The following is a 25,815-nucleotide window of genomic DNA, read 5'->3' as shown; positions in this document are numbered from 1 at the left end:
ATTGCCCATGATGCATTCACCTTATTGCATATTCCTAATGCTTGAATAGAACTTAATAAACTAATCGCTCAAAAAATGACTTAATTATGGAGACAATTGAATTAGTTAAGTGATAAATTTAAGTTATAATTCAAGCATCGAGAGTAAGACTGGTAACACTACTAATTAAGGGCTAACGATGTTTGGTTATCGTTCAAATGAACCCAAAGTGCGTCTAATGACTGACAGAATGATTATCCGTTTGGTCTATGAACGCGATAATTACCGACTAGCGGACTATTACAGTTTAAATAAAGAATTTTTGACGCCATGGGAACCAACCCGTGACAATTCCCATTTTAACCCCTCTGGTTGGAATAATCGGTTACATGCGATGAGTGAAATGCATCGTCAAGGTAGCGCCTTCCATTTTGTATTACTGGATAAAGACGAAAACGAAGTCATTGGTGTGGCAAATTTCAGTAATATTTTACGAGGATCATTCCATGCCTGTTATCTGGGGTATTCACTGGGGGAAAAATGGCAGGGGCAGGGATTAATGTATGAAGCGTTAACCCAAACCATCCGATATATGCAAAAAAATCAAGGGATACACCGTATCATGGCGAACTACATGCCGCATAATATGCGCAGTGGTAATTTATTAGCGCGCTTGGGCTTTGAACGTGAAGGCTATGCAAGGCAGTACCTTGAAATCAATGGGGAATGGCGTGACCACGTACTCACTGCATTAACGGACGATACGTGGAAATCGACTAAAGCCTAAACATTTACTCTACAATCGTAGTCAGTCTAGCCATCCGCTGTTAAACTGCTACGATTGTCTTCTTTTAGTTTAGCTATCATGAATTTATTAAAATCTTTGGCAGCAGTCAGCTCGATGACGATGATGTCTCGAGTCTTGGGTTTCATCCGTGATGCCATTATTGCCCGTGTGTTTGGTGCGGGGGCTGCTTCCGATGCCTTCTTTGTTGCCTTCAAACTCCCGAATTTGTTACGCCGAATTTTTGCAGAAGGGGCGTTTTCTCAAGCGTTTGTCCCGATTCTTGCGGAATATAAAAACCAGCAAGGCGAAGAGGCGACACGAACGTTTGTCGCTTATATTTCGGGGCTGCTTACCTTGGTTCTGGCAGTTGTTACGGTTATCGGGATGATTGCTGCGCCTTGGGTCATTTATGTTACTGCGCCAGGCTTCACAACAGATGCTGACAAATTTGTATTGACGACGGATTTATTACGGGTGACATTCCCGTATATTTTCTTAATTTCGTTGGCTTCGCTCGCGGGTGCGATTCTGAATACTTGGAATCGTTTTTCGGTACCCGCATTTGCCCCCACGTTACTGAACGTCAGTATGATTTTCTTTGCGGCCTTTGCGGCACCGTATTTTGATCCACAAATTATGTCGTTGGCATGGGCGGTATTAGTGGGTGGTGTGCTGCAATTAGGTTACCAACTACCGCATTTAAAGAAAATTGGTATGTTAGTATTACCGCGTTTGTCATTCCATGATAGTGGTGTTTGGCGCGTTATGAAAATGATGGGACCCGCGATTATCGGGGTATCCGTGGCGCAAATCTCATTAATTATTAACACGATTTTTGCTTCATTTCTGCAATCAGGCTCAGTGTCATGGATGTATTATGCAGATCGCTTAATGGAATTGCCGTCAGGGGTGCTGGGCGTAGCGCTTGGAACCATTTTACTCCCATCATTATCAAAAAGTTTTACCAGTGGAAACCATCAAGAATATCGGCATTTAATGGACTGGGGTCTGCGCTTGTGTTTATTACTGGCTCTACCTTGTGCCATCGGATTAGCGATGTTATCGGAAGCGCTGACAGTTTCACTTTTCCAATATGACAAGTTTACTGCCCATGACTCTTTGATGACCCAGTATGCATTGATGGCGTATTGTGTGGGCTTAACTGGCATGATTTTAGTGAAAATTTTAGCACCTGGATTTTATTCTCGTCAGGATATCCGTACACCTGTGAGGATTGCAATTGTCACGCTGATTATGACCCAGTTAATGAACTTAGCTTTTATTGGTCCAATGCAACATGCAGGTTTAGCGCTGTCTATTGGGCTGGCTGCGTGTTTTAATGCTGGAGCGTTATATTGGCAATTACGCAAGCAAGATATCTTCCAACCACTGGCGGGTTGGCGTGGTTTCCTTGTGAAGCTACTTATCGCATTGGCGGTGATGGTTATAGTGTTATTTGGCGTGTTGCACTTTATGCCACCGTGGCAAGACGGCAATATGCTGATGCGCATGTTACGTTTAATCGGTGTCGTGATTATCGGGGCGGGTAGCTATTTTGTGGCACTGTATGTGTTAGGTTTCCGTCCTCGTGATTTTATGAAACGCAGTGTTGCGTAATTTCACTTAACAGGTATTGAGTTGCTATAGATGCCAACAAACTCCCCCCTCAACAGAGGGGGAGTAGACAATTACTGATGGTACGCACTTTCACCATGGGTGGTAATATCCAGCCCATCACACTCTTCTTCAGGGGAAACTCGCAAACCGACAAGTTTATCCGCTAATTTAAAGGCGATGAATGCCACTACGCCTGACCACACAATCGTCACGGCAACACTCTCAAGCTGAACAAAAACTTGATGAGATAACGTGACGCCGTCACGGTAACCTAAGCCACCAAGCATGGTTGATGTAAATACCCCAGTCAATATACACCCTACAATCCCGCAGGTACCGTGGATACCAAATACATCACAGACATCATCGGCTTTTAGCCAACGTTTTAGGACCACAACACCCCAAAGCCCAATCACGCCGCCAACAACACCGATAATTAATGCGCCGATCGGTCCAACCGTCCCCGCGGCTGGTGTGATTGCGACTAATCCGGAGATACAACCTGAGCAGCTGCCGAGCATGGAGGGTTTTCCACGAAGTACCCATTCTGCAAAGGTCCATGAAAGGATTGCGCCAGCTGTCGCAATGATGGTATTGATAAATGCAAGTGCGGCAATGTTGTTGGCGCTGCCAGCAGAACCTGCGTTAAAGCCAAACCAACCAATGTACAGGACTGCCGTACCCATAAACACCATTGGTAAGTTATGGGGCTTTAACACTACTTGGCTGTAGTCGCTACGTTTTCCGAGTAAATATGCACCAACGAGCGCGGCAACTGCGGCATTAATATGCACGACAGTTCCACCAGCAAAGTCCAAAGCGCCGTCATCTGCTAACCAGCCACCTTCAGCCCATACCATGTGCGCGATAGGAACATAAGAAAAAGTAAACCAAATGACGGTAAAAATGAGTAACGCTGAAAAACGAACTCGCTCACCTAACGCTCCGACAATTAAGGCTAACGTGATCACGGCAAATGAGCCTTGGAACGCAACATGGATATATCGGTTGATGGAGCCCGATAAGTCATCGATAGACATCGCGTTTAAGAAAGTTAATGAACCGTCCCCAAACACTTTGTTTCCCGCAGTGAATGCGAGGCTATAGCCGAACACAAACCACAAAATAATCACTACACTAAAAATCAGCATGACTTGAGTGATCAGCGATAATACGTTTTTACTGCGTAATAATCCCCCATAAAACAATGCGATACCGGGTATGGTCATAAAGAAGACTAATGCAGTACAGATCAACATAAAGGCGTTATCTGCTTTATCAACGGTATTCACTTCCGACGCATAGGCGGGAAGTGCTAAAGCGCTTAAGGCGAATAGTGCGGTGGATAACCAAAATCGTCTCATTGTACGTCTCCCTTATAGTGCGTCATCGCCCGATTCGCGCGTGCGAATACGGACTGCTTGTAGAAGTTCAAAAACAAATAGCTTTCCATCTCCGACTTTTCCAGTATCTGCGGTACGCATAATGGCATCAAGGGCGGGTTCCAATAGGTCATCGCTAATAGCAATTTCCATTTTGGTTTTTGGTAGAAAGCTCACTTCATATTCGGCACCCCGGTAAAGCTCCGAATGACCTTTCTGCCTGCCATATCCTTTGACTTCACAGATGGTCATTCCTTGAATGCCTAGCTCAGTAAGTGCTTCTCGAACATCTTCTAATTTGAACGGTTTAATAATTGCGATGATGTACTTCATAAATCCCCCTGTCTTTTTGAAAAGGCAAAAGAGATAAAGCAAGCATCATGCCAAATGTTAATTTTTGTTTTTTAGTAAGGAAGGCGCTAAATAGAGAGAATAATGAGATATTGCTCACCAAATAAGTGCAAACTTAAGGTAAGTTACAAAAAAAATGTTCAAAAAGAGTGCAACTTAGGCGACGAAAAGTAAAAAGCCCACCGAAGTGGGCTTTAAGCAAATCAACGGGCTTACATTCTTTCGACGGTTTCAATACCGAGTGTATCGAGACCCACTTTTAAGGTTTTTTGTGTCAATAATGCCAATTTTAAACGGCTTTGGCGTTGAGCATCGGTGTCTGCGGACAGAATAGGGCAATGTTCGTAGAAACTGGAGAACAGTCCTGCTAAGTCATATAAATAAGCACACATGACATGTGGAGTCCCTTCACGAGCAACCGTTAAGATAGTCTCTTCAAACTGCATCAAGCGTGTTGCCAGCGCCATTTCGTGTGGCGCTTCTAACACGATAGGTAGAGTTAAATCCGATTCGGTAATATCGGCTTTCTTAAAGATAGAGGCAACACGGGTATACGCATATTGCATATAAGGGGCGGTGTTACCCTCAAATGCCAGCATGTTATCCCAATCGAAGATATAGTCTGTAGTACGGTTTTTAGACAGATCAGCATATTTGACAGCCCCAATCCCGACGACATTCGCCAGATTCAGTAATTCGTCTTCCGCCATATCTGGGTTTTTTTCACGGATCAGCGTTTGTGCGCGTTCAACCGCTTCATCTAATAGGTCGGAAAGGCGAACAGTACCGCCAGAACGTGTTTTGAATGGCTTACCATCTTTACCTAACATCATTCCAAACATATGGTGTTCAAGCGCCATTGATTCAGGAATATAGCCCGCTTTGCGGACGATAGTCCAAGCTTGCATTAAATGTTGATGCTGGCGGGAGTCGATGTAATACAAAGAGCGATCGGCATGCAACGTTTCATAACGGTATTTGGCACAGGCGATATCGGTAGTCGTATACAGGAAGCCACCGTCCTTTTTCTGAACGATAACGCCCATTGGTTCGCCTTCCTTGTTTTTGAATTCATCAAGGAAAACAACAGTAGCGCCTTCGCTTTCTACGGCTAAACCTTTGGCTTTAAGATCAGCAACGATACCGGGTAGCATGCTGTTATACAGGCTTTCACCCATCACATCGTCTTCCGTCAAGGTGACGTTTAAACGGCGATAAGTTTCTTGGTTCTGTTGCATGGTGATATCAACCAGTTTACGCCACATTTTACGGCAGTATTCATCACCAGATTGTAATTTTACGACGTAACCGCGAGCACGAACGGCAAAGTCTTCGTCTTCATCGTAATGTTTTTTCGCTTCACGGTAGAACTCTTCGAGGTCTGCCAGAGCCATATCGCTGGCATCTTCATTTTGTACTTTTTCTAAGTAAGCAATCAGCATACCGAATTGCGTACCCCAGTCACCAACGTGGTTCGCACGAATCACTTTATGACCGATAAATTCTTGAGTACGCGCGGCAGCATCACCAATAATCGTTGAGCGTAAGTGACCGACGTGCATTTGTTTTGCAACGTTAGGCGCGGAATAGTCAATAACGATAGTTTCAGCTTTGACGGGAGCAAGACCTAAGCGGTCGCTGGTCAGGGCTTTTTCTGCGTGAGCCGCAATCCACGTTGGGTCGATAAAAATATTGATGAAACCGGGACCGGCGATTTCAACTTTAGATGCAATACCTTCGAGATCTAATTGGCTAACAATTTGCTCGGCCAGTTGTCGGGGAGGCATGCCCATTTTTTTCGCTGCGCCCATCACGCCGTTAGCTTGATAGTCACCAAATTGCGCTTTAGCTGATTGACGAACAAGGGCGTCACAGCCTTCTGGAGCTCCCGCTGCTAGCATTGCAGCACTGATTTTATCTGAAAGAATAGCCTGAATATTCACCGGATTACCTTAAATAACGAACATAGTTACCGCATTGTGCCATTTCATGGGCGTAACTAAAAGGTGGAAGAGAAAAAACGGCAGGTTTTATACCATATTTTGGGGGAGTCGTGCTACAGTCTGCCGCTTGTTTCGCTTTTTATTATCCCTGCTTTTTATTGACGCAGGGGGTTCAACGAGAGTCATGTGAATGTTAGATTTCGATAAAATCCCACAATTAAACGATTTATGGTGTGACTTACCACATTTTGAGCAAAATCTAGTGGCGATGGCACAGTGCTTAAATGTCTCCCTGACAGATTATATTATCGACCATATTTCGGTACGCTGTCATCATCAGGCAACGGCAGAACGCTGGCATGAGGGATTGCTACAATGCGCTGAACTGCTTTCGGATAATCTAATTAATGGTCGTCCTATTCGTCTTTATGATTTGAAAAAACCGATTCAGGTGGCTGGGCAGGATGTCTATATTATTGAGCTGCCTTTTCCAAAAGATAAAACCTACCCACAAGAAAGTTGGGAACATATTGAAATGGTAATTGATGTCGCACCAGAAGCACTTGCCGAAACGGCTCGTCGTTTGTTGCCAGAGTCACTACCTGAAGGTTACTCCTATAAAGTTAGTCAGCCGAAAGGTCAGCAAGAAAGACTGCCAAATCCGACTTTGGCCGTGACAAACGGCTTAATTACTCTCAAATATCACCCATTTTCCCTTAGAAACATCGTTGAAAGCGAAAAATAAGTGATGCAATTAACGTTATTGATCATTACTCAGATATAACTCTAAACGGTGTGATATCACGCAGATAACATTTAATAAAAAATGGCATAGTTAGTTGAATGTCTAATAAAAAGCACGTTTTGGCCCTCAATTTTCAGCTCTTATTCTACTGAGCGTATGACCATTTTGGAGATCTTCATGGCGAAACTGGAAATTTGCTGTTTTGGTATCGAATGCGCCCAAGTTGCGCAAGAATATGGTGCAGATCGTATTGAACTCTGCTCGGGGGCAGCGGATGGGGGATTAACACCCAGTTATGGTTATTTAAAACTGGCGCGCGAGAAACTTCATATTCCCGTTCATCCAATCATTCGTCCACGTTGTGGGGATTTTTGCTACAACATGAGCGAATTTGATGTGATTCGCGAAGATTTGCAGATGATCAAAGAGATGGGTTTTCCCGGCGCTGTGGTGGGGATCTTGGATCCTGAAGGGCGTATTGATGTTGAACGCATGCAAACTTTGATGGAAATAGCGGATGGTATGGCAATAACTTTCCATCGTGCTTTTGATATGTGTATCAATCCGTTATTGGCTTTAGAACAACTCAAAAACCTAGGTGTGGCACGTATTTTAACGTCCGGTCAGCAGCAAAGCGCTGAATTAGGTTTGCCATTACTAAAAGAGTTACATGAAAAAAGTCGTGAAATAGATGGCCCAATCATTATGGCTGGTGCAGGGGTTCGATTGGCTAATCTGACCAAGTTTATGGAGATTGGCTTAACTGAAGTGCACAGCTCAGCAGGTAAAACCGTTCCTTCCAGCATGAGTTATCGCAAGGCGGGTGTGACCATGGCATCGAACAGTGAAACCGATGAGTTCACGCACTACTGTGTGGATGGACCCACGGTAGAAGCCATGATGGACTTTATTTCAATCACGGAAAAAGTGCCGGCATAAGTCGTAAATTCAGAATAGGACTGACTGAATTTATGATAAGGAGAGTTAAGATAGGGAGGTTAAATACCTCCCCGAGGTTGATGACAAAGAGGGATAAAAACGTGGTTTTTCCCTCTTTGTGTTATCAGGCGAAAATCAATAAATTGATTTTCCTTGTTAATTTTACAACCCAAAAGAGCCATTTCCAAACCTGATGGGTTTGTCCATGGTCTGAGGGAGGTTAAATACCTCCCTTTGTTTTTAGATTTTTTTACATTGTAAAAACTAAAAACGACTGAATGAATTTTAAGGAAAAAATCATGCTGAAAAAAGTTATCTTAGCGTCGTCGCTTGTTCTCTTCACTGCCTCCTCATTTGCATATTCATTAGCTGAAAAAGAGAAGCATCAAAGGTATGAAACGGAAGTTTCCTCTCAAGTCTCGGCATTAAATAAAACGTGTGGCTCTGAGATTAAAGTGAGTTTTGATTGGTCGACCTTCACCAAAGAGCAACTCGATACCATCGGTATTGATGGCTATAGCAAAGAGATGCTTAAGGGGATAGCCAATGTCTGTGAACACTCTGAGCTCGCAAAACAATCAGTCGGTGAGAAAATCAAACATATTACCTATTCCTATACAAAACCTAGAGTGATTGAATTGAAAGAGGGCTCATTATCGCTAGGCATGGATTTTGATGCGGCGAATGATACTAAAGCGGTAGAAGAGTATTTGATGAATAATTTATAAACTGGAATACCGTTGTTCAAATAAAAACAAAAACGTCCGAGAATTGAATATCAACTCTCGGACGTTTTACACATAGCGGTATTAAAAACCGTCACGGGGTCTATTTTACGGTTTTTTCGCGACTAAGATCGCTCGTAAAGGTGCGGGATAACCTTCAATCGTTTTGGTACTATCATTAGGATCTAAAAACTCAGCTAATGAATCCGTTTGCATCCAATCGGTGCGGCGCTGCTCTTCTAATGAAGTGACCGCTTGGTCAACAATGCGAACATCCACAAAACCACATTTTTCTAGCCACACTTTGAGCATTTTGGCGGAAGGAATAAAGTAAACATTGCGCATCTGTGCGTAACGGTCGCCAGGGATCAGGCATTGGAATTCATCACCTTCTACCACTAAGCTCTCTAATACTAATTCCCCCTCACTGACTAATTGGTCTTTCAATTGCCATAAATGATCAAGCGGGGAACGACGATGATACAGAACGCCCATAGAGAATACGGTATCAAAGGCTTTCAATGCGGGGAGTTGCTCTATACCTAAAGGGAGTAAATGTGCGCGTTGATCATCGCCTAACAGTTTTCTTACGGCTTCAAATTGGCATAGAAATAGTTCAGTTGGGTCGATACCGACGACAAATTCAGCACCTTCACCCAACATACGCCACATGTGGTAACCACTCCCGCAGCCCACGTCTAATACGTGGCGACCTTTTAATGAGGAAATATGTGGTAGAACACGATCCCACTTCCAATCTGAACGCCACTCAGTATCAATCTCGACGCCATACAGGGAGAATGGACCTTTGCGCCATGGCTTTAATTGCCCCAAAATATTGTTTAAACGGCGAGTTTCGCCTTCGGTTAACTCAGGGTCGCGTAGGGCGGTGACACTGTTTTTGATATCGAGCTGGGTTGGTGTCATTACGGGAAGGTTATCTAACATTTTCTCCCATGAAGAGAACCCGCCATGCAAACCGTCTTTTTTCCATTCCGCTAGCTGCGCAGGTAACGTTTCTAACCAATGGCTAAGAGGACCAATCGCAATTTGTTGATAGAAGCGACCAAAATCGATCATAACTGCCCCTCTTTTAAGGCTAATAAGGAACCGAAATTAAAGCATTGGAACCAGACTTCACAGTGGGTAAACCCGACACGCTTTAAACGAGTTTTATGTGCCTCAACAGAATCAGTGAGCATCACATTTTCCAACATGCTGCGTTTTTGGCTAATTTCAAGCTCGCTATAGCCGTTGGCACGTTTGAAATCATGGTGCATATTGAACAGTAATTCACCAATTTGCTGATCTTCAAAATTAAATTTTTCAGATAGCACTAAGATTCCACCCGGTAATAATCCTTGGTAAATTTTAGTGAGCAATTTTTCGCGGTCATCAGGATTTAAAAACTGCAATGTGAAGTTAAGGATGACCATTGACGCATTTTCAATGTGAATATCGCGAATATCGCCTTCGATAACATCCACCGGTGTTTCGGCTTTATAAGCATCAATATGCCGGCGGCAGCGCTCAACCATTGCAGGGGAGTTATCAACCGAAATGATTTTGCAGTTTTCCACGGAGATATTTCGGCGTACAGATAGTGTTGCCGCACCAAGAGAGCATCCAAGATCATACACTTGGCTATTTGGCGTAACAAAACGACCCGCTAACATTCCAATCATAGTAATGATATTCGAGTAGCCCGGTACGGAACGCTGAATCATATCGGGGAAAACTTCAGCCACTTTTTCATCAAACTTCCAGTCACCCAAATTGGCGATTGGCGCAGAAAAAAGGCTGTCTTTATGGTTTGGATCCTGACTTGACATAGACTTGTATTAAATAGAAGAACAAAAGTAGTGGCGGATTGTAGCAGAAAGCAACTGAACCTGAAAACCAATCCGCACAGAAGGAAGGGTAAAATTAAAGCGTAAAGGAAACCATTTGCAGCCATGGTAGATAATACGCATTGGCAAGGAGCATTAACCCGATAGCGAGATATGTCCCCATCATCCCCATTCGTCGTTGTGAATAATCATGATTTTTTAAACCATAAGAGTGCAGAATGCGGCTCGCAATGAGTACAATTCCACACACATGGATCATCCAAACTTTGGCACCATTCATCTCCATTAACAGTAATAAAATTAATGAAATTGGAATGTACTCGATAGCATTACCATGCACGCGAATAGCCGTTTGTAATTCAGAAAACCCACCATCGCCAACAGACACACGGTACTGATTTCTAAGCTTTACTACATTTAGCGATAATCTCAGTAGCAGTAAGGCACCTAGTACAGCGTATAAAGAGCTGACCATTTTTTTGCTCTACCTCCATGGAGATAAATTAAATTTTCTAAATTTTAAAACCTAATCAGTAAATCTACAAATAGAAATAATTCATTTTTGAGTTATTGAATAAGATTATCGGCTTTAAGCTGTTTCAATATCTCAATGGCAGTCGTAGAGCAGCGGTCGGCATCAGTAGAATCTAACCACGCCAGTTCCGCAATTTCAGCGGCAGGCTGGGGCGTACCATCATAGTTAGCCTGATAACAACGAATACAGACTTGTGTACCATTTTGCTTGCCATCTGCCAGCCCGACAAATTCACCGTAAAACTGGATAGAGTCGGGATGCAGGGTTAACGTCAATTCCTCATCGACTTCACGGGAAAGGGCTTGTTGGTCTGTTTCACCATGCTCACGTTTTCCTCCTGGGATATAAAATAGAGTTTTATTATGGGAGCGGACCATTGCCACTTTACCGTTTTGGACAGTAATTAAACCTAACTTATCAATGATTTTAGTGCTCATGATATTGCCTTTGAGTGCAGTAAAAAGCAGGCGTAAAACCACCTGCTTCAATCTTATTTTTTCTCGATAATTTTGACCAACTCATAACGGATACTTGATGCATCAGCGGGAGGGTTAGGGACATCAAATTGTTGAACTTCTACTACGTAGTGATAACCAGGTTCGTAGTTAAATCCTTGAATTGAGCTATAAAAATACTGCCATTCATCAGTTGGTTTTTCTTTTACTTTCATGCATTTCATTGGTGCAACACCAACGCAGTCAGCGAGAGAGGAATCGATATAAAAGACTTTGTTATTATTAGCAGGCTTCATCGTATTGGCATTGGTTCCGTTTTGACATCCTGCAAGCAGAACAAGAAAGGATGATGCGAGTAGAATTTTTTTCATAAAGTTTCCTCTGATTTCAGGCGAAAGTGTCTGAATATGAGTAATTATAGCAAAATGAAATGGGTAATAATTCCCAAAAAAATGATGATCTGACAAACAATCAAATTTTAATCATCAATTCGATATGCAATCTTTTTCATCTGCTGCGAAGGTCGCGTGAGAATCGTTTTTCTGGGTAAGGACAGTTTTTATTGATTATAGATAGTTTTTTTGTATCAATTTCGCAGTTAAGCTATAGAGCAAACTGTTTGTCTAATAGAATTTCCTATATAATGTCTGCCTTTTTTGACATTCTGAATTTTCAGCTCCGTGTTTCTTAACGATTGGTTTTATAAACAATAGGTTTCGCAAACACAACGTTTAGCAAATGGGTTCAGCAAAATGCCAAATTCCCGCAGCAAACTAAAGCACAATACGCTGAGTAAACAATAAGCTGAGTAAAAGGATAGAGTATGCGTACTAATTATTGTGGGCAATTAAACATTGCTCATGAAGGCCAGAAGGTCACTCTTTGTGGATGGGTAAACCGCCGTCGTGACTTAGGTGGTTTGATTTTTATCGATATGCGTGACCGTGAAGGTATCGTTCAGGTTTTCTTCGATCCAGAACGTAAAGACATATTTGAGAAAGCGTCAGAACTGCGTAATGAGTTCTGTATCCAAATCACAGGTACGGTACGTGCGCGCCCAGATAGCCAAAAAAATAAAGACATGGCAACGGGTGAGATTGAAATCTTTGCTGAAGGTCTGGACGTTTTTAACAAATCTGAACCTCTTCCGTTAGACAGCAACCAAACTAATACAGAAGAGCGTCGCTTAAAATACCGCTATTTAGATTTACGCCGTCCAGAGATGTCAGATCGTCTGCGTACTCGTGCGAAAATCACCAGCTTTGTTCGTAACTTTATGGACAAAGAAGGCTTTATGGACGTTGAAACACCAATGCTAACGAAAGCGACGCCAGAAGGGGCGCGTGACTATTTAGTGCCTAGCCGTGTCCATAAAGGCAAATTTTATGCCTTACCACAATCTCCTCAGCTGTTTAAACAGTTGCTGATGATGTCTGGTTTTGACCGTTACTATCAAATCGTAAAATGCTTCCGCGATGAAGACTTACGTGCTGACCGTCAACCTGAATTTACCCAAATCGATGTTGAAACGTCGTTCATGACGGCGGAACAAGTTCGCGAAGTGATGGAACGCATGATCCGTAATCTGTGGATCGACGTGAAAGGCGTTGATTTAGGCGACTTCCCAATCATGACTTTCGCCGAAGCGATGCGTCGTTATGGCTCCGATAAGCCAGACCTGCGTAACCCGATGGAACTGGTCGATGTGGCAGACATCGTTAAAGATGTTGAATTCGCCGTATTTGCGGGGCCAGCAAATGATCCTAAAGGTCGTGTCGCGGCACTGAAAGTGCCTGGTGGCGCAGTGATGACCCGTAAGCAAATTGACGAATACGGCAATTTTGTGGGTATCTATGGTGCGAAAGGCTTAGCGTGGATGAAAATCAACGAACGTGCGAAAGGCTTAGAAGGCATCCAAAGCCCAGTCGCGAAATTCCTGAGCTTAGAAATCATTGAACAAATCATCGAGCGTACGGGTGCAGCGGATGGCGATATCATTCTGTTTGGTGCAGGTGCGAAAAATGTTGTGACTGACTCTATGGGGGCACTACGCCTGAAAGTGGGTCGTGACTTCGAGCTGACGGACTTAAATAGCTGGCAACCACTGTGGGTTATCGACTTCCCAATGTTTGAAGAAAACGGTGAAGGTGGCTTAACGGCCATGCATCATCCGTTCACGTCACCAAAAGATTTCACTCCGGAAGATCTGGCGAGGAACCCTGAAGATGCAGTAGCGAATGCCTACGATATGGTTATCAATGGTTACGAAGTGGGGGGGGGCTCTGTCCGTATTCACCGTAGCGAAATGCAACAAACTGTATTTGGTATTTTAGGCATCAACGAAGAAGAACAACGTGAGAAGTTCGGCTTCCTGTTAGATGCGCTGAAATACGGTACACCACCACATGCAGGCTTAGCATTTGGTTTAGACCGTTTAGTGATGCTGTTAACTGGAACTGATAACATCCGTGATGTTATTGCATTCCCGAAAACCACCGCAGCGGCATGCTTAATGACCAATGCACCAAGCCATGCAAACCCAGACTCGCTGGCAGAATTAGCGATTGCGGTTGTGGCGAAAGAAGAAGAGTAATGGAAAATTATAAGCGCCCAGAATCGGTATTAGTCATTATTGTGGCTGAAAAAACGGGGCGGGTGCTTATGATGCGGCGTAAAGATGACCCTGACTTTTGGCAGTCTGTGACTGGGAGTTTGGAGCATCATGAAAATAGTGCTGCCGTTGCAGCACTTCGCGAAATCAAAGAGGAAACGGGGTTTGACCCGCAACCAAATCAATTACATGATTTGTCGAAAAGTATCATCTTTGAAATTTTCCCGCATTTCAGGCATCGTTATGCACCGGATGTGACCCACTGTAAAGAACATTGGTTTAAATTGGTGCTCAGCGATGAACAAACGCCATTGCTGACTGAACACACTGAATTTCGTTGGCTTGACCCGCAACAGGCGGCGGAGCTAACAAAATCGTGGAGCAACAGCCAGGCTATTTTAGAATTTGCTGTTTAATTATTTATTGACGTTTTTGGAGATATTTCATGGCAGGTCATAGTAAATGGGCCAACACCAAACACCGTAAAGCGGCACAAGACGCGAAACGCGGTAAAATTTTCACTAAAATTATTCGTGAGCTGGTGACTGCTGCGCGTTTAGGCGGCGGCGATCCGGCAACTAACCCTCGTTTGCGTGCTGCTGTGGATAAAGCATTATCAAACAACATGACGCGCGACACCTTAAACCGTGCTATTGCGCGTGGTGTGGGTAATGATGACAACGATAATATGGAAACCATCATTTATGAAGGTTACGGTCCTGGTGGCACCGCGGTTATGGTTGAATGCTTGAGCGATAACCGTAATCGTACAGTATCGGAAGTTCGCCACGCGTTTACCAAAACGGGCGGTAACTTAGGCACTGATGGTTCTGTATCTTACCTGTTCACCAAGCGCGGCGTAATCACTTACGCACCGGGTGTGGACGAAGATGCGCTGATGGAAGCGGCTCTCGAAGCCGGTGCAGATGACGTTGAAACATATGATGATGGTGCAATAGATGTTTACACCACCTTTGAAACGTTCGGTGCCGTTAAAGACGCACTAGATGCGGCTGGTTTCACTAGCGAAGCCGCTGAAGTTTCTATGATCCCATCGATTACAGCTGAACTTGATGTTGAAACAGCACCAAAATTAATGCGCCTGATCGACATGTTAGAAGATTCAGACGACGTCCAAGAAGTTTATCATAACGGTGATATCTCTGATGAAGTTGCTGAGCAACTGTAATTAAGATGATGTCTGCGTAGAGAAAGCGGGCTGTGTCCAGCCTGTTTTCTCTAACGCCTCTTCGACCTTCTATTTTTTCTTTTATTTGCTATATTTATGATTAAGCGAACGCTATTTACACTGTGATTGCGGTGGGAATGGTGATATTCCTATGTTGCCATTGTGGCAGTCATTAGATGGCGATAAGATGATATGAAAATAAATAAAGAGCAACTATAGGTTTTATATGGCGATTATTCTAGGTATTGACCCTGGTTCGCGGATCACAGGATACGGTGTTATTCGCCAACAAGGTAGACAATTACTTTATCTAGGAAGCGGGTGTATTCGCACGCAAGTTGATGATTTACCAAGCCGTCTGCAACGTATTTATGCGGGAGTCTCGGAAATTATCACCCAATATCAACCGGATGTTCTATCCATTGAACAAGTTTTTATGGCAAAAAATGCGGATTCAGCGCTGAAACTAGGGCAAGCCCGTGGTGTGGCGATTGTGGCGGCGGCAAACCAAAATATCCCCGTTTTTGAATACGCAGCTCGCCAAGTCAAACAAACGGTCGTCGGTACAGGATCCGCAGAGAAAAGCCAAGTTCAACATATGGTGAAGTCGATCCTAAAATTATCGGCAAGCCCCCAAGCCGATGCAGCAGATGCATTAGCGATTGCCATTACACATTGTCACTTTAATCAAAACTTGTTGAAAGTCGGTGATCCTCGTTTAGTGCTAGCCCGCGGAAGATTAAGATGAAGGCTGGATATGCATCCAGCATTTTTTATGGTATAAACAGCAAAGTTAAAATTTAGGACGCTAATCAAATTTAAGGGGTTCAGTGTGATAGGTCGTTTACGTGGCATTGTATTAGAAAAGCAACCACCCATTGTGTTACTTGAGCTGCAAGGTGTTGGCTATGAAGTTCATATGCCAATGACCTGTTTCTATGAATTACCCGAAATTGGTCAGGAAGCTATTGTTTTCACACATTTTGTCGTGCGAGAGGATGCACAGTTACTGTATGGTTTCAATGACAAGCAAGAACGCGCACTATTTAAAGAGCTGATTAAAGTCAATGGGGTAGGACCTAAGTTAGCGTTGGCGATTTTATCCGGCATGTCGGCACAACAATTTGTGTCTGCCATTGAGCAAGAAGCCATTTCCTCTCTGGTGAAACTACCAGGTATTGGCAAGAAAACTGCCGAGCGTTTAGTGGTCGAAATGAAAGACCGCTTCAAAGGCTTGAATGGGGATCTTTTCAATTCAGTGAGCGATATTGATTTACCAAGCGTGAAGAGCCAAGGGCCAAGCCAAGCAGATATTGAAGCCGAAGCGGCTGCTGCCTTGATTGCGCTGGGGTATAAACCGCAAGAAGCTAGCCGTATGGTGAGTAAAGTCGCGAAACCTGATAGCGATTCTGAAACCCTGATCCGTGATGCCTTACGCGCAGCACTTTAATTGAGAGATTAATACGATGATTGAAGCTGATCGCCTAATTACTGCTGAAGTGTTGCATTCTGAAGAAGAAGCCATTGATCGTGCGATCCGCCCTAAATTACTGGATGAGTATATTGGGCAACCGCAAGTTAAGCATCAAATGGAAATATTTATTCAGGCAGCCAAAATGCGGGGTGATGCGCTTGATCATCTATTAATTTTTGGGCCTCCAGGGTTAGGAAAAACCACATTAGCGGGTATTGTCGCCAATGAGCTTGGCGTTAATTTGCGGACAACGTCAGGGCCTGTATTAGAAAAAGCAGGGGATTTGGCAGCAATATTGACTAACCTTGAGCCGCATGACGTTTTATTTATTGATGAAATTCATCGCTTGTCTCCTGTGGTTGAAGAGATATTGTATCCCGCTATGGAAGACTACCAATTAGACATCATGATTGGTGAAGGTCCTGCTGCCCGCTCCATTAAGATTGATTTGCCACCATTTACATTGATAGGCGCAACCACGCGCGCAGGTTCATTAACGTCACCTTTACGTGACCGCTTTGGTATCGTACAGCGATTAGAATTTTATCAAGTTGATGATTTGCAGCATATCGTGAAGCGTAGTGCCCAATATATGGGGCTGGATATCACCGAAGAAGGCGCCTTACAGGTTGCGATGCGCTCTCGTGGAACACCACGTATTACCAACCGTTTATTACGACGCGTGCGTGATTTTGCGCAAGTTAAAGGCAATGGCAGTATTGATGAGTTGATTGCGAGCCAAGCACTGGATATGTTGAATGTGGATGCTGCCGGCTTTGACTATCTTGACCGTAAACTGCTGGTGGCCATCATCGATAAGTTTATGGGTGGACCTGTTGGCGTCGATAACTTAGCTGCTGCTATCGGAGAAGAGCGCGAAACCATCGAAGATGTGCTAGAGCCTTATCTTATTCAGCAAGGGTTTATTCAGCGAACCCCAAGAGGACGGATGGCGACGGCTCATGCCTATTTACATTTTGGATTAACGCCTAAAGAAATTTAGCTTTAAACGTATTGATTAATACAAAATTGCTATAATTGAAATAATACTAAAGCTCATACAAAATGAGATGACCTCAGTGATTGATTCCCAGTTACTGAGGTTTTTTATATCCATCTCTTACTTGATTGAGAAGTGATCCCTGTTTAGTGAGTAAAAAAGGTCATTGAGATTGTATTTCAGCAGGTTTTAAAATAGATGCATTGATAATAATTTTTATTATCATGTGGTATTTTTTCTCTTATAGAAGGTTAAGCTCAATATGAATAAAATCTCTTACAAACTAACGCTTGCTGCGCTTTTATCTATAGCCGCAGTGTCTGGTTGTACAAAAAACACCACATCCATCACGAATAAAGAAACTATTGAGAGTTGCTCTCGATATCTGCCAGAAGGGTCAACATATTGGGTGAGTATCGAGGGTGAAATAGATCTTAATAAGAAATTCCATGGCGATTTGAATGTTAATGTACCCGATGATAAATCAGGCGATCCAAAATATTCAGGTGAAGGATTCAAAGTAAAGGTAAATCAATTTATGAATTGTGTCGGTGGATTTATAAACGATAGTATTGGCGATATAGAAGTAACTGTTAAAAATGGAACACAGAAAGTGGAACAATAAACGACCTTGAGTTTAACTAAAAACCCGCTAAATGAGCGGGTCTTCTAGGATTGACTTTTATTAAGATACTCAGTGTTATACAACTAGTTTTTTGTTTTTACACATAAACTCAAGATAAACAAAATGGCAGATGTGAGCACAACGGAAGGACCTGCCGGAGTATCGTAAAATGCCGATAGGGTTAGCCCACCAGTAACTGAAATCATGCCAATCCCAATCGCGGTAAGTGCCATTTGTTCTGGTGTTTTTGCAAAACGTCGAGCGGTAGCGGCAGGGATGATCAGCAAAGAGGTAATGATCAGCGCACCAACAAATTTCATTGCGATCCCGATAGTTAACGCCGTTACCATCATCAACAATAAGCGAGAACGTTGTAAGTTAATACCATCCACAAAAGCCAATTCTGAGCTGACTGTCATGGATAAAAGCGCCCGCCATCGATAAAAAAGCAACCCGCAAACGACAACCACACCGATTAAAATCGTTATAATATCTTCATATGTTACTGATAACAAATCACCAAATAGATAAGCCATCAGGTCAACACGGACATTTGCCATTAGGCTGACAACCACTAATCCCAAAGAGAGTGAGCTGTGAGCCATAATACCGAGTAATGTGTCGACGGCTAACTGAGGTCGTTTTTCTAGCCACACAAGAATTAGGGCTAATAATAGAGTCACTGCGATAACGGCATAGAACGGGTTGATATTCAGTAGTAAACCGAATGCAACACCTAATAAAGACGCGTGGGCAAGAGTGTCACCAAAGTAGGACATGCGGCGCCAAACCACAAACGAGCCTAAAGGACCCGCAGCAATCGCGAGTAACATACCTGCAATCCAACCAGGTAGTAATAACTCAATCATGTTGGCAGTCCTTGCTGTGTTGGTGGGTTCTAATCACATTACCTTCTAAATCATGTTGGTGATTATGCTGGTGGCGATAAACGCCTAATTGCTGTGCTCCACGGTAGCCAAACATAGCAACGAATTCAGGGTGATTAGACACGACGTCAGGGGTACCCGAACAACATATATGCCCATTAATGCATAAAACTTGGTCCGTTTTTGCCATCACTAAATGCAGATCGTGAGAGACCATGAGAACCGCGCAACCCAGTTCAGTTCTCAATTGATTGATTAAATCATAAAGTGCGACTTGCCCGTTAATATCGACACCTTGGGCGGGTTCATCAAGAACCAATAAATCGGGCTTATTGAGTAGTGCGCGTGCGAGCAGAACCCGTTGAGTTTCACCGCCAGATAGTTTTTGCATAGGTTGGTCAATGAGATGTGTCGCTTTGACGCGCTCAAGTGCGGGGACTAAATGTTCCACGCGGACACCTTGCTTTAACATCATAAATCGCTTGACGGTTAAAGGTAGGGTTGTGTCCAAATGCAGTTTTTGGGGCACATAACCAATAGCGAGAGATGAGGCTCGGTTGATTGTACCTGACGTTGGCGCTAGTAAGCCTAGTACCACGCGGACAATCGTCGATTTACCAGCACCATTAGGACCCAATAATGTCACGATATCACCTTTGTTCAGAGCAAAAGTGACATCTTTTAAAACGGGTTTATCGCCAAATGAAACAGAAATTTTATTTAAAGATAGTAGTGGTTGCATATGAAAACATCTTGCAGAAATCAAGTTGTGTTATATTATAACATTTCAATTTTAAGATCACGGAAAAATGTTCATGATACACAAATCGAAACTTATTACCCGTAAATTCATCTGCAAAGCCACGTTAGCTTCAGTTTTAACTGCATCGATATTGCCGATGGCAAATGCCGATGTCGTTACATCTATCCGTCCTTTAGCCTTCATTGCCGCTGGAATTGCGGATGGGGTGACGGATACACAAGTTTTACTTCCGGATGGTGCTTCGCCACATGATTATGCACTGAAACCATCGGATTTAAAAAAGATAAAACAAGCAGATTTGTTTGTTTGGGTTGGTCCTGAATTAGAGATGTTTTTAGCGAAGCCGATCAATGGGTTAGCTCAGAATAAACGTCTAGCGTTAGCCGAACAGAAAAATATTCATGCGCTATTAATGGCAGAAAACCACGAGGAGGAAGATAGCCATCAACATGCCGATAAGCCTAATCATGATGAGGATCACGAACATCATCACCATGGTGAGTATAATATGCACATCTGGTTATCCCCAGATATTGCAAATTTGGCAGCCGATGACATTTACGCGCGTTTAGTAGAGCTTTATCCTGATCAAAAAGAGAAGCTGGACGTAAACCTTCGTAAATTCAAAGAAAATATGGCGCAAAGCGATAAGAAAATTGCTAGTATTTTAAAACCGGCTCAAAATAAAGGGTATTTTGTTTTTCACGATGCTTATGGCTACTTTGAGAAACACTATCAGCTTGCTCCATTAGGGCATTTTACGATAAACCCTGAGATTCAGCCCGGTGCCCAAAAATTGCATCAAATACGAACACAACTGGTTGAGCATAAAGCGCAATGCGTTTTTGCTGAGCCACAATTCAGGCCTGCGGTTATTGAAAGCGTAGCGAAAAATACGGGAGTCAAAATGGGTACTCTCGACCCACTTGGTAGTGGGCTGGCAATTGGACCAGATAGCTACATGAAGTTTCTGACGACGTTATCAGAACAATACGCAAGCTGCCTGAATTAAGCATAGAGGAATAGTTTAAAGTGCAGCAAATGGCAAGTGGTATTGTGCAGGCATTTAATGGCTTGTCCAAGACCCATAAAATTGTGTTGAGCACACTCACTGTCGCCACCATGGCCGTCGCAATTTGGCGGCCAGTACATATCCCTACCACCCATGAACGTGACAGCTCTCCAGATACCATCATTCCTTTATCTCAATCTACGATTGAAACAGAAGGGGATGATTTAATTCAAGATAGTAGCGAACAGTTACCTGACGAAGGTGTTGCTGATACAGATACTGACGCATCTGATGCGGATGCGACGCCACTTGCTCATGAATATGTTGTTTCAAGTGGTGATAATTTATCGTCCATTTTGACGCAGTTTGGTATCGAAGCCGGCGATGTGGCAACACTCTCGAATCAACATAAATCATTACGTAACTTAAAAATCGGTCAAACATTAAGTTGGACATTGAACGCGGATGGCGAATTAGAATCCTTAACATGGGATGTTTCTCGTCGCGAAACGCGTATCTTTAACCGTGTTGGTGCGACCAATAAGTTCGAAGAAGTGAAAGAGATCCGCAAAGGCGATTGGTCCAACACGGTGATGACGGGCTCCATCGATGGCACATTTGCTCAAAGTACGAAAAAAGCGGGTTTGACGCGTACTGAAGGGCGTGAAGTTACCAAGGCGTTGCAGTGGCAAGTTGACTTTAATAAGCTGAAAAAAGGCGATAAATTTACGGTCCTTATGGGGCGTGAAATGCTGAATGGTACACATGAGCAGAGTCAATTAGTCGGTGTTCGTTTACAGTCTGGCGGTAAGAATTATTACGCTTTCCGCGCAGAAGATGGTCGCTACTATGATAGCGAAGGTAATGGATTAGAACGTGGTTTCCTGCGTTTCCCAACTGTTAAGCAATTTAGAGTCTCATCGCATTTTAACCCGCGTCGAGTAAACCCTGTCACGGGTCGTGTAGCCCCTCATAAAGGTGTGGATTTTTCGATGCCGGTTGGCACTCCTGTGTTAGCCGTGGGCGATGGTGAAGTGATTGTAGCGAAATACAGTGGCGCCGCAGGTAACTTTATTGCGATTCGTCATGGTCGCCAATATACCACGCGTTATATGCATTTACGCCAATTGTTAGTGAAGCCAGGTCAAAAAGTAAAACGTGGTGACCGTATTGCGCTATCGGGTAATACAGGACGTTCAACGGGACCTCATCTGCATTTTGAAATGTGGGTAAACCAACAAGCGGTGAATCCTCTGACGGCAAAATTACCAAGCTCAGGCGGTTTAACGGGCAAAGAGCGTAAAGAGTATTTAGAGTTGGTCAAAGAGACCAAGCCGCAGCTTAAATTGAAATAGCCATTTCAGTTTCTTCATCCTATGACTGGCAGATACTTGTGTCTGCCAGTTTTTTTTGTAATGCTCTTACACATTCATTTTTGGTTATCAAAATAGCCGTGATTCTTGGGTATAACATGAATAAAGAACAAGATACCGACAGCAAAAAAGGCTATGTGCCAACATTTCACAAATCCTATTTATTACCAAAATATTGGGGAGTTTGGATGGGAGCGGCTGTGTTTGTTGCGCTTGCGTACATTCCTGTCAAAGTCCGTGATCCCATGTTGGCTAAAATAGGAAAGTGGGTTGGTCGTTTGGCAAAAAGCGCTCGTCGTCGTGCAAAAATTAACTTGCTCTATTGTTTTCCTGACATGACTGAACAGCAAAGAGAGGTATTGGTTGACCGCATGTTTGAAACCGCGCCGCAATCTTTTGTTATGTTGGCAGAGTTGTGTGTTCGTGGTGCTGAACGCACATTAGCGCGTACTCAGTGGCATAATAAACAAATTATTGAACAGTTACAGAAGCAACAGAGTAATGTGATTTTTATGGTTCCTCACGGCTGGGCGGTTGATGCGCCAGCTATGCTATTAGCAGCGATGGGACAAAATATGGCAGCGATGTTTCACCATCAGAAAAACCCTGTTGCCGACTATTTATGGAATAAAGCACGTTACCATTTTGGTGGTCGCCTTCACTCCCGAGAGGCTGGAATTAAACCTTTTATTGCATCAGTCAGACAAGGTTATTGGGGCTTTTATCTACCAGACCAAGATCATGGGGAAGAGCACAGCGAATTTGTCGATTTCTTCGGTACCTATAAAGCAACATTACCGGCAATCGGTCGTTTGATGAAAGTGTGTAAGGCCAAAATTGTCCCACTGTTTCCGGTGTACGACCATGTTAATCATCAATTGCATATCTATGTTCGCGAACTTATGGATGATATTGATGGAATGGATGATAACTATATTGCTCGTCGTATGAATGAAGAATTAGAATTTTTGGTTGAGCCTAACCCTGAGCAATATACTTGGATCCTTAAGTTGTTGAAGACGCGCAAAGAAGGTGAAATTGAGCCATATCAGCGCAAGGATTTATATCGTTAGATACAAGGTGATATTGTATAAAAAGCCACGGAGATAACTACCTGTGGCTTTTTTGTTTTTAGACGTTGCCTATTTATCAATAGATATTCTTTCAGTTTAATTTGCAGGGTGAAACTTCAAGGACATTAAAAATTCATCATGATGGAGTGATATTATAAATACATTGTTATATTCTTAATGGAATGAAATAGTTAGTTAAATTATGGATGATATATGGATAAAACAAAAACGACATTAGAACAATGGATAACGTTACAAGCGATAGTTGATTATGGTGGGTTTGCTCAGGCCGCTGAAGTGTTACATAAAACACAATCATCAATTAGTTATACTATTAGTAAATTAGAGCAAATCTTAGGGATGAAAATATTTGTAGTGGAAAAAAGACGTGCAATATTAACGGCGCAAGGGGAAACGTTATTAGCATTATCTCGAGAGGTCACAAATAAAGCGATTGCATTAGAAATAGCAGCAAAATTGATAAATAAGAAAAATAATAAAATAAAAATAGTTATTGACTCACTTTATGATAGTGACTGTTTATTACATAAAATTGGAGGGCTAATCAAAAGTAGAAAAGATTATGATGTTGAATTAACAAAAACATTGATGAGTCGAGAAGATATATTCACATTTAAAGAATTTGACTTATTGATATCTCATCATCATTTGGGCTCACTGAACCCTACATTTCTGGGGGAGGTTGATGCCTTACTTGTCACAGAGCCAAATCATGTCCTTCAGCGATGCGCCAAAGATAAAATAAATGCCAAGCTTGAGATGACGCCTCATATTGTTTTATCCTCAAATTTTGAAGATAAAATAAAAAGTCATCAAGTCATTAAAGTAAAAAATACGGAAACTGCGATTAAATTAATTAGCGATTCTATTGGGTATGCTTGGCTTCCTGAAAATGTTGTTCATGATTTGATAGCGGAGGGCTTTTTAAGTGAGGTTAATGCTGATTTTGAAAAAGTAAAATACGATTTCTATATTTACAAAGGCAAAAATACCATAATAAATGATTTAATAATAAACTATTTATTTAATGATTCTTGAACTAATTAATTTTTATTTTAAATTTTTCATGTAAGGTTAATAAGTATTTTTGATTTTAATTTGAAAAATTGAATATAACCATTCATTAACTTAATTAAAATAGGATGTTATATTTCTTGCTTACAAGAAATGTTACCTATATTTCTTTAATAAAATCCAAATCAAAGATCATTTACTCTATTTATAGGAGAAATCATGCATATTTTTAATAAAACTCTAAATATATTGGGAATAAATTTAGCAATGCTTACAGTACCAACCGTGCTGGCTTCTGGTGTAATTAATTTCACAGGAGAAATAACCGAGCAAGCTTGCACTGTAGATAGTAAATCACGTAATTTAAATGTAGATCTTGGTCGTGTTTCAACAAGAAGCTTGTCTTCTCAGGGGGAAGTTGCAGGGGTAACCAATTTCATTATTAAATTGGTTGATTGTCCAGATGATACTAAAGTGACGGTCAATTTTGCAGGGACACGTGACTCAGTTGATCATCATATTCTTGCTTTACATCAAGGGAATGGGATGGCAAAAAATGTCGGTGTTGCACTATATGAAAAGAATGCAGTAACGCCAATAAAGCTGTATGAAAATACGAAAGAAGTTGAATTAGACGGGGACTCCGTTGAATTAGAGTATGTTGCGGCGTATAAAGCGACAGGTGTCGCAACCGCAGGGCAAGCAAACAGCAGTGCAGTCTATAGTATTAAATATCAATAATAATATGAAGGGTGATATTTATCATCCTTCTTTATTTCTATTTTATGTCGGTATTTATATGAAAAAAATCCATGTTACTGTTTTTTATATTTCTGTTTCATTTCTTTTTCTTCAGCTAAAGGTATTAGTGTGGGGGGGACGCGTTTTGTCTATATGGATAATAAACGTGAAATTACAATTCCAATTTTTAATAGTAGTGATAAAACCCCTTTTTTAATTCAAAGTTGGGTGACGGGGTTTGACGAAGAAGTTAAAGCACCATTTATTGCAACGCCTGCTTTATTTAGAGTTGAACCCAATAGCTATGGCTCAGCAAGGATTACATATATTGGAAAACCACTGAGTTCTAATCAAGAAAAAATATACCTATTAAATATAAAATCCATTCCACCTAAAAATGAAAGTATTGAAAATGAATTGCAAATCATCATTAATTCACAATTTAAGTTTTTTTTGCGTTCAAAAGATATTCAGCCGTTAAATTTCGATGACGTTAATATAACGAACGATATTAATGGGGTGAAAATTGATAATAGGACTCCTTATCACTTATCAATAAAAAGTATTTTAATTAATGGCAAGGGCGTAAAAGGAATAAAAATGATTCATCCTTGGATGAATGAGTATGTTTTAAAACAAAAAATAGAAAGAGAGCATTCTGTTAAAATCGAATTTATTAATGATTATGGTGCCATTGTGGAAAAAAACATGACAAAGAGCTAGC

Annotated in this window: 28 protein-coding genes; 18 read left to right on the top strand and 10 right to left on the bottom strand. The window is 42.2% G+C overall.

The features are described 5' to 3' along the window. Window positions 1-178 precede the first annotated feature (178 nt). Together rimJ and murJ are read left to right on the top strand one after the other, a co-directional pair. The gene (gene rimJ / locus PROVALCAL_RS14015; RefSeq protein WP_006659965.1) at window positions 179-766 is read left to right on the top strand and encodes a ribosomal protein S5-alanine N-acetyltransferase; all 588 of its coding nucleotides are present in this window, start codon (window positions 179-181) and stop codon (window positions 764-766) included. A 78-nt stretch (window positions 767-844) separates the two neighbouring features. Next, a complete protein-coding gene (gene murJ, locus PROVALCAL_RS14010) occupies window positions 845-2,383 on the top strand; it encodes a murein biosynthesis integral membrane protein MurJ (protein ID WP_039862090.1) in 1,539 nt (512 codons plus the stop codon). Between the two features lie 71 nt (window positions 2,384-2,454). Here the strand turns inward: murJ and amtB are convergent, their stop codons facing one another. From amtB to argS, 3 genes are all read right to left on the bottom strand, one after another. Then, entirely contained in the window at window positions 2,455-3,747 is a 1,293-nt protein-coding gene (gene amtB / locus PROVALCAL_RS14005) for an ammonium transporter AmtB (protein WP_006659962.1), read from the bottom strand. Window positions 3,748-3,759: 12 nt separating this feature from the next. Then, a complete protein-coding gene (locus PROVALCAL_RS14000; RefSeq protein ID WP_006659961.1) occupies window positions 3,760-4,098 on the bottom strand; it encodes a P-II family nitrogen regulator in 339 nt (112 codons plus the stop codon). 230 nt (window positions 4,099-4,328) lie between these two features. Further along, entirely contained in the window at window positions 4,329-6,059 is a 1,731-nt protein-coding gene (gene argS, locus PROVALCAL_RS13995; RefSeq protein WP_006659960.1) for an arginine--tRNA ligase, read from the bottom strand. 190 nt (window positions 6,060-6,249) lie between these two features. Between argS and PROVALCAL_RS13990 the strand changes: the two genes are divergently transcribed. From PROVALCAL_RS13990 to PROVALCAL_RS13980, 3 genes are all read left to right on the top strand, one after another. Continuing rightward, entirely contained in the window at window positions 6,250-6,804 is a 555-nt protein-coding gene (locus PROVALCAL_RS13990) for a VOC family protein (protein WP_006659959.1), read from the top strand. A 177-nt stretch (window positions 6,805-6,981) separates the two neighbouring features. Then, window positions 6,982-7,743 (top strand): copper homeostasis protein CutC, encoded by a 762-nt coding sequence (gene cutC / locus PROVALCAL_RS13985; protein ID WP_039862089.1) that lies wholly within the window; start codon window positions 6,982-6,984, stop codon window positions 7,741-7,743. Window positions 7,744-8,042: 299 nt separating this feature from the next. Then, on the top strand, window positions 8,043-8,471 hold the full coding sequence (locus tag PROVALCAL_RS13980; RefSeq protein ID WP_006661843.1) for a hypothetical protein: 429 nt from the start codon (window positions 8,043-8,045) through the stop codon (window positions 8,469-8,471). Window positions 8,472-8,576: 105 nt separating this feature from the next. Here the strand turns inward: PROVALCAL_RS13980 and cmoB are convergent, their stop codons facing one another. The 5 genes from cmoB to PROVALCAL_RS13955 form a co-directional block, all read right to left on the bottom strand. Further along, window positions 8,577-9,548 (bottom strand): tRNA 5-methoxyuridine(34)/uridine 5-oxyacetic acid(34) synthase CmoB, encoded by a 972-nt coding sequence (cmoB, locus tag PROVALCAL_RS13975; RefSeq protein WP_006659955.1) that lies wholly within the window; start codon window positions 9,546-9,548, stop codon window positions 8,577-8,579. Then, the gene (gene cmoA / locus PROVALCAL_RS13970; protein ID WP_006659954.1) at window positions 9,545-10,300 is read right to left on the bottom strand and encodes a carboxy-S-adenosyl-L-methionine synthase CmoA; all 756 of its coding nucleotides are present in this window, start codon (window positions 10,298-10,300) and stop codon (window positions 9,545-9,547) included. The genes cmoB and cmoA overlap by 4 nt, the downstream gene beginning before the upstream one ends. Window positions 10,301-10,394: 94 nt before the next feature. Next, window positions 10,395-10,793, bottom strand: a complete 399-nt coding sequence (locus tag PROVALCAL_RS13965; RefSeq protein WP_006659953.1) for an MAPEG family protein — start codon at window positions 10,791-10,793, stop codon at window positions 10,395-10,397. Between the two features lie 92 nt (window positions 10,794-10,885). Next, complete coding sequence (locus tag PROVALCAL_RS13960; RefSeq protein WP_039862087.1) at window positions 10,886-11,290, bottom strand: NUDIX hydrolase; 405 nt, start codon at window positions 11,288-11,290, stop codon at window positions 10,886-10,888. Window positions 11,291-11,343: 53 nt separating this feature from the next. After that, window positions 11,344-11,679, bottom strand: coding sequence for a DUF4377 domain-containing protein (locus tag PROVALCAL_RS13955; RefSeq protein WP_006659951.1), 336 nt, complete (start codon window positions 11,677-11,679; stop codon window positions 11,344-11,346). A 452-nt stretch (window positions 11,680-12,131) separates the two neighbouring features. Between PROVALCAL_RS13955 and aspS the strand changes: the two genes are divergently transcribed. The 7 genes from aspS to PROVALCAL_RS13920 all read left to right on the top strand — a co-directional run bounded on the left by aspS (window position 12,132) and on the right by PROVALCAL_RS13920 (window position 18,207). Then, window positions 12,132-13,901 (top strand): aspartate--tRNA ligase, encoded by a 1,770-nt coding sequence (aspS, locus tag PROVALCAL_RS13950; protein WP_006659950.1) that lies wholly within the window; start codon window positions 12,132-12,134, stop codon window positions 13,899-13,901. Further along, window positions 13,901-14,335, top strand: a complete 435-nt coding sequence (gene nudB / locus PROVALCAL_RS13945) for a dihydroneopterin triphosphate diphosphatase (RefSeq protein ID WP_006659949.1) — start codon at window positions 13,901-13,903, stop codon at window positions 14,333-14,335. Before aspS ends, nudB begins: the two co-directional genes overlap by 1 nt. Before the next feature lie 29 nt (window positions 14,336-14,364). Next, entirely contained in the window at window positions 14,365-15,108 is a 744-nt protein-coding gene (locus PROVALCAL_RS13940) for a YebC/PmpR family DNA-binding transcriptional regulator (protein WP_006659948.1), read from the top strand. A 226-nt stretch (window positions 15,109-15,334) separates the two neighbouring features. Beyond that, the gene (ruvC, locus tag PROVALCAL_RS13935; RefSeq protein WP_006659947.1) at window positions 15,335-15,856 is read left to right on the top strand and encodes a crossover junction endodeoxyribonuclease RuvC; all 522 of its coding nucleotides are present in this window, start codon (window positions 15,335-15,337) and stop codon (window positions 15,854-15,856) included. An 84-nt stretch (window positions 15,857-15,940) separates the two neighbouring features. Further along, the gene (ruvA, locus tag PROVALCAL_RS13930; protein WP_006659946.1) at window positions 15,941-16,558 is read left to right on the top strand and encodes a Holliday junction branch migration protein RuvA; all 618 of its coding nucleotides are present in this window, start codon (window positions 15,941-15,943) and stop codon (window positions 16,556-16,558) included. A 16-nt stretch (window positions 16,559-16,574) separates the two neighbouring features. Continuing rightward, on the top strand, window positions 16,575-17,585 hold the full coding sequence (gene ruvB / locus PROVALCAL_RS13925; protein ID WP_006659945.1) for a Holliday junction branch migration DNA helicase RuvB: 1,011 nt from the start codon (window positions 16,575-16,577) through the stop codon (window positions 17,583-17,585). A gap of 259 nt (window positions 17,586-17,844) precedes the next feature. Beyond that, window positions 17,845-18,207, top strand: coding sequence for a hypothetical protein (locus PROVALCAL_RS13920; RefSeq protein ID WP_006659944.1), 363 nt, complete (start codon window positions 17,845-17,847; stop codon window positions 18,205-18,207). A gap of 83 nt (window positions 18,208-18,290) precedes the next feature. On the opposite strand, the gene znuB is transcribed toward PROVALCAL_RS13920, so the two are convergent. Further along, window positions 18,291-19,076 carry a zinc ABC transporter permease subunit ZnuB gene (gene znuB, locus PROVALCAL_RS13915; RefSeq protein ID WP_006659943.1) on the bottom strand — a complete coding sequence of 262 codons (786 nt, stop codon included), beginning with the start codon at window positions 19,074-19,076 and terminating at the stop codon, window positions 18,291-18,293. After that, window positions 19,069-19,836, bottom strand: a complete 768-nt coding sequence (gene znuC, locus PROVALCAL_RS13910; protein ID WP_006659942.1) for a zinc ABC transporter ATP-binding protein ZnuC — start codon at window positions 19,834-19,836, stop codon at window positions 19,069-19,071. Before znuC ends, znuB begins: the two co-directional genes overlap by 8 nt. A gap of 73 nt (window positions 19,837-19,909) precedes the next feature. On the opposite strand from znuC, the gene znuA reads away from it, so the two are divergent. From znuA to PROVALCAL_RS13880, 6 genes are all read left to right on the top strand, one after another. Further along, a complete protein-coding gene (znuA, locus tag PROVALCAL_RS13905) occupies window positions 19,910-20,869 on the top strand; it encodes a zinc ABC transporter substrate-binding protein ZnuA (protein WP_039862084.1) in 960 nt (319 codons plus the stop codon). Window positions 20,870-20,889: 20 nt separating this feature from the next. Next, window positions 20,890-22,224, top strand: coding sequence for a murein DD-endopeptidase MepM (gene mepM / locus PROVALCAL_RS13900; protein WP_039862082.1), 1,335 nt, complete (start codon window positions 20,890-20,892; stop codon window positions 22,222-22,224). 116 nt (window positions 22,225-22,340) lie between these two features. Further along, window positions 22,341-23,315, top strand: a complete 975-nt coding sequence (gene lpxM, locus PROVALCAL_RS13895) for a lauroyl-Kdo(2)-lipid IV(A) myristoyltransferase (protein WP_006659939.1) — start codon at window positions 22,341-22,343, stop codon at window positions 23,313-23,315. A gap of 213 nt (window positions 23,316-23,528) precedes the next feature. Then, window positions 23,529-24,374: a LysR family transcriptional regulator gene (locus PROVALCAL_RS13890; RefSeq protein ID WP_006659938.1), complete on the top strand. Its 846-nt coding sequence runs from the start codon at window positions 23,529-23,531 to the stop codon at window positions 24,372-24,374. 195 nt (window positions 24,375-24,569) lie between these two features. Beyond that, window positions 24,570-25,091 carry a fimbrial protein gene (locus tag PROVALCAL_RS13885; protein WP_006659937.1) on the top strand — a complete coding sequence of 174 codons (522 nt, stop codon included), beginning with the start codon at window positions 24,570-24,572 and terminating at the stop codon, window positions 25,089-25,091. A 33-nt stretch (window positions 25,092-25,124) separates the two neighbouring features. Then, window positions 25,125-25,814 (top strand): fimbrial biogenesis chaperone, encoded by a 690-nt coding sequence (locus PROVALCAL_RS13880; protein ID WP_479725064.1) that lies wholly within the window; start codon window positions 25,125-25,127, stop codon window positions 25,812-25,814. Window position 25,815: the final 1 nt, after the last annotated feature.

Origin of the sequence: Providencia alcalifaciens DSM 30120 (genome assembly GCF_000173415.1) — a bacterium.
Taxonomy (GTDB): domain Bacteria; phylum Pseudomonadota; class Gammaproteobacteria; order Enterobacterales; family Enterobacteriaceae; genus Providencia; species Providencia alcalifaciens.
Note: the sequence above shows the minus strand (reverse complement) of the source record. Positions and strands in the feature narration are given on the sequence as shown.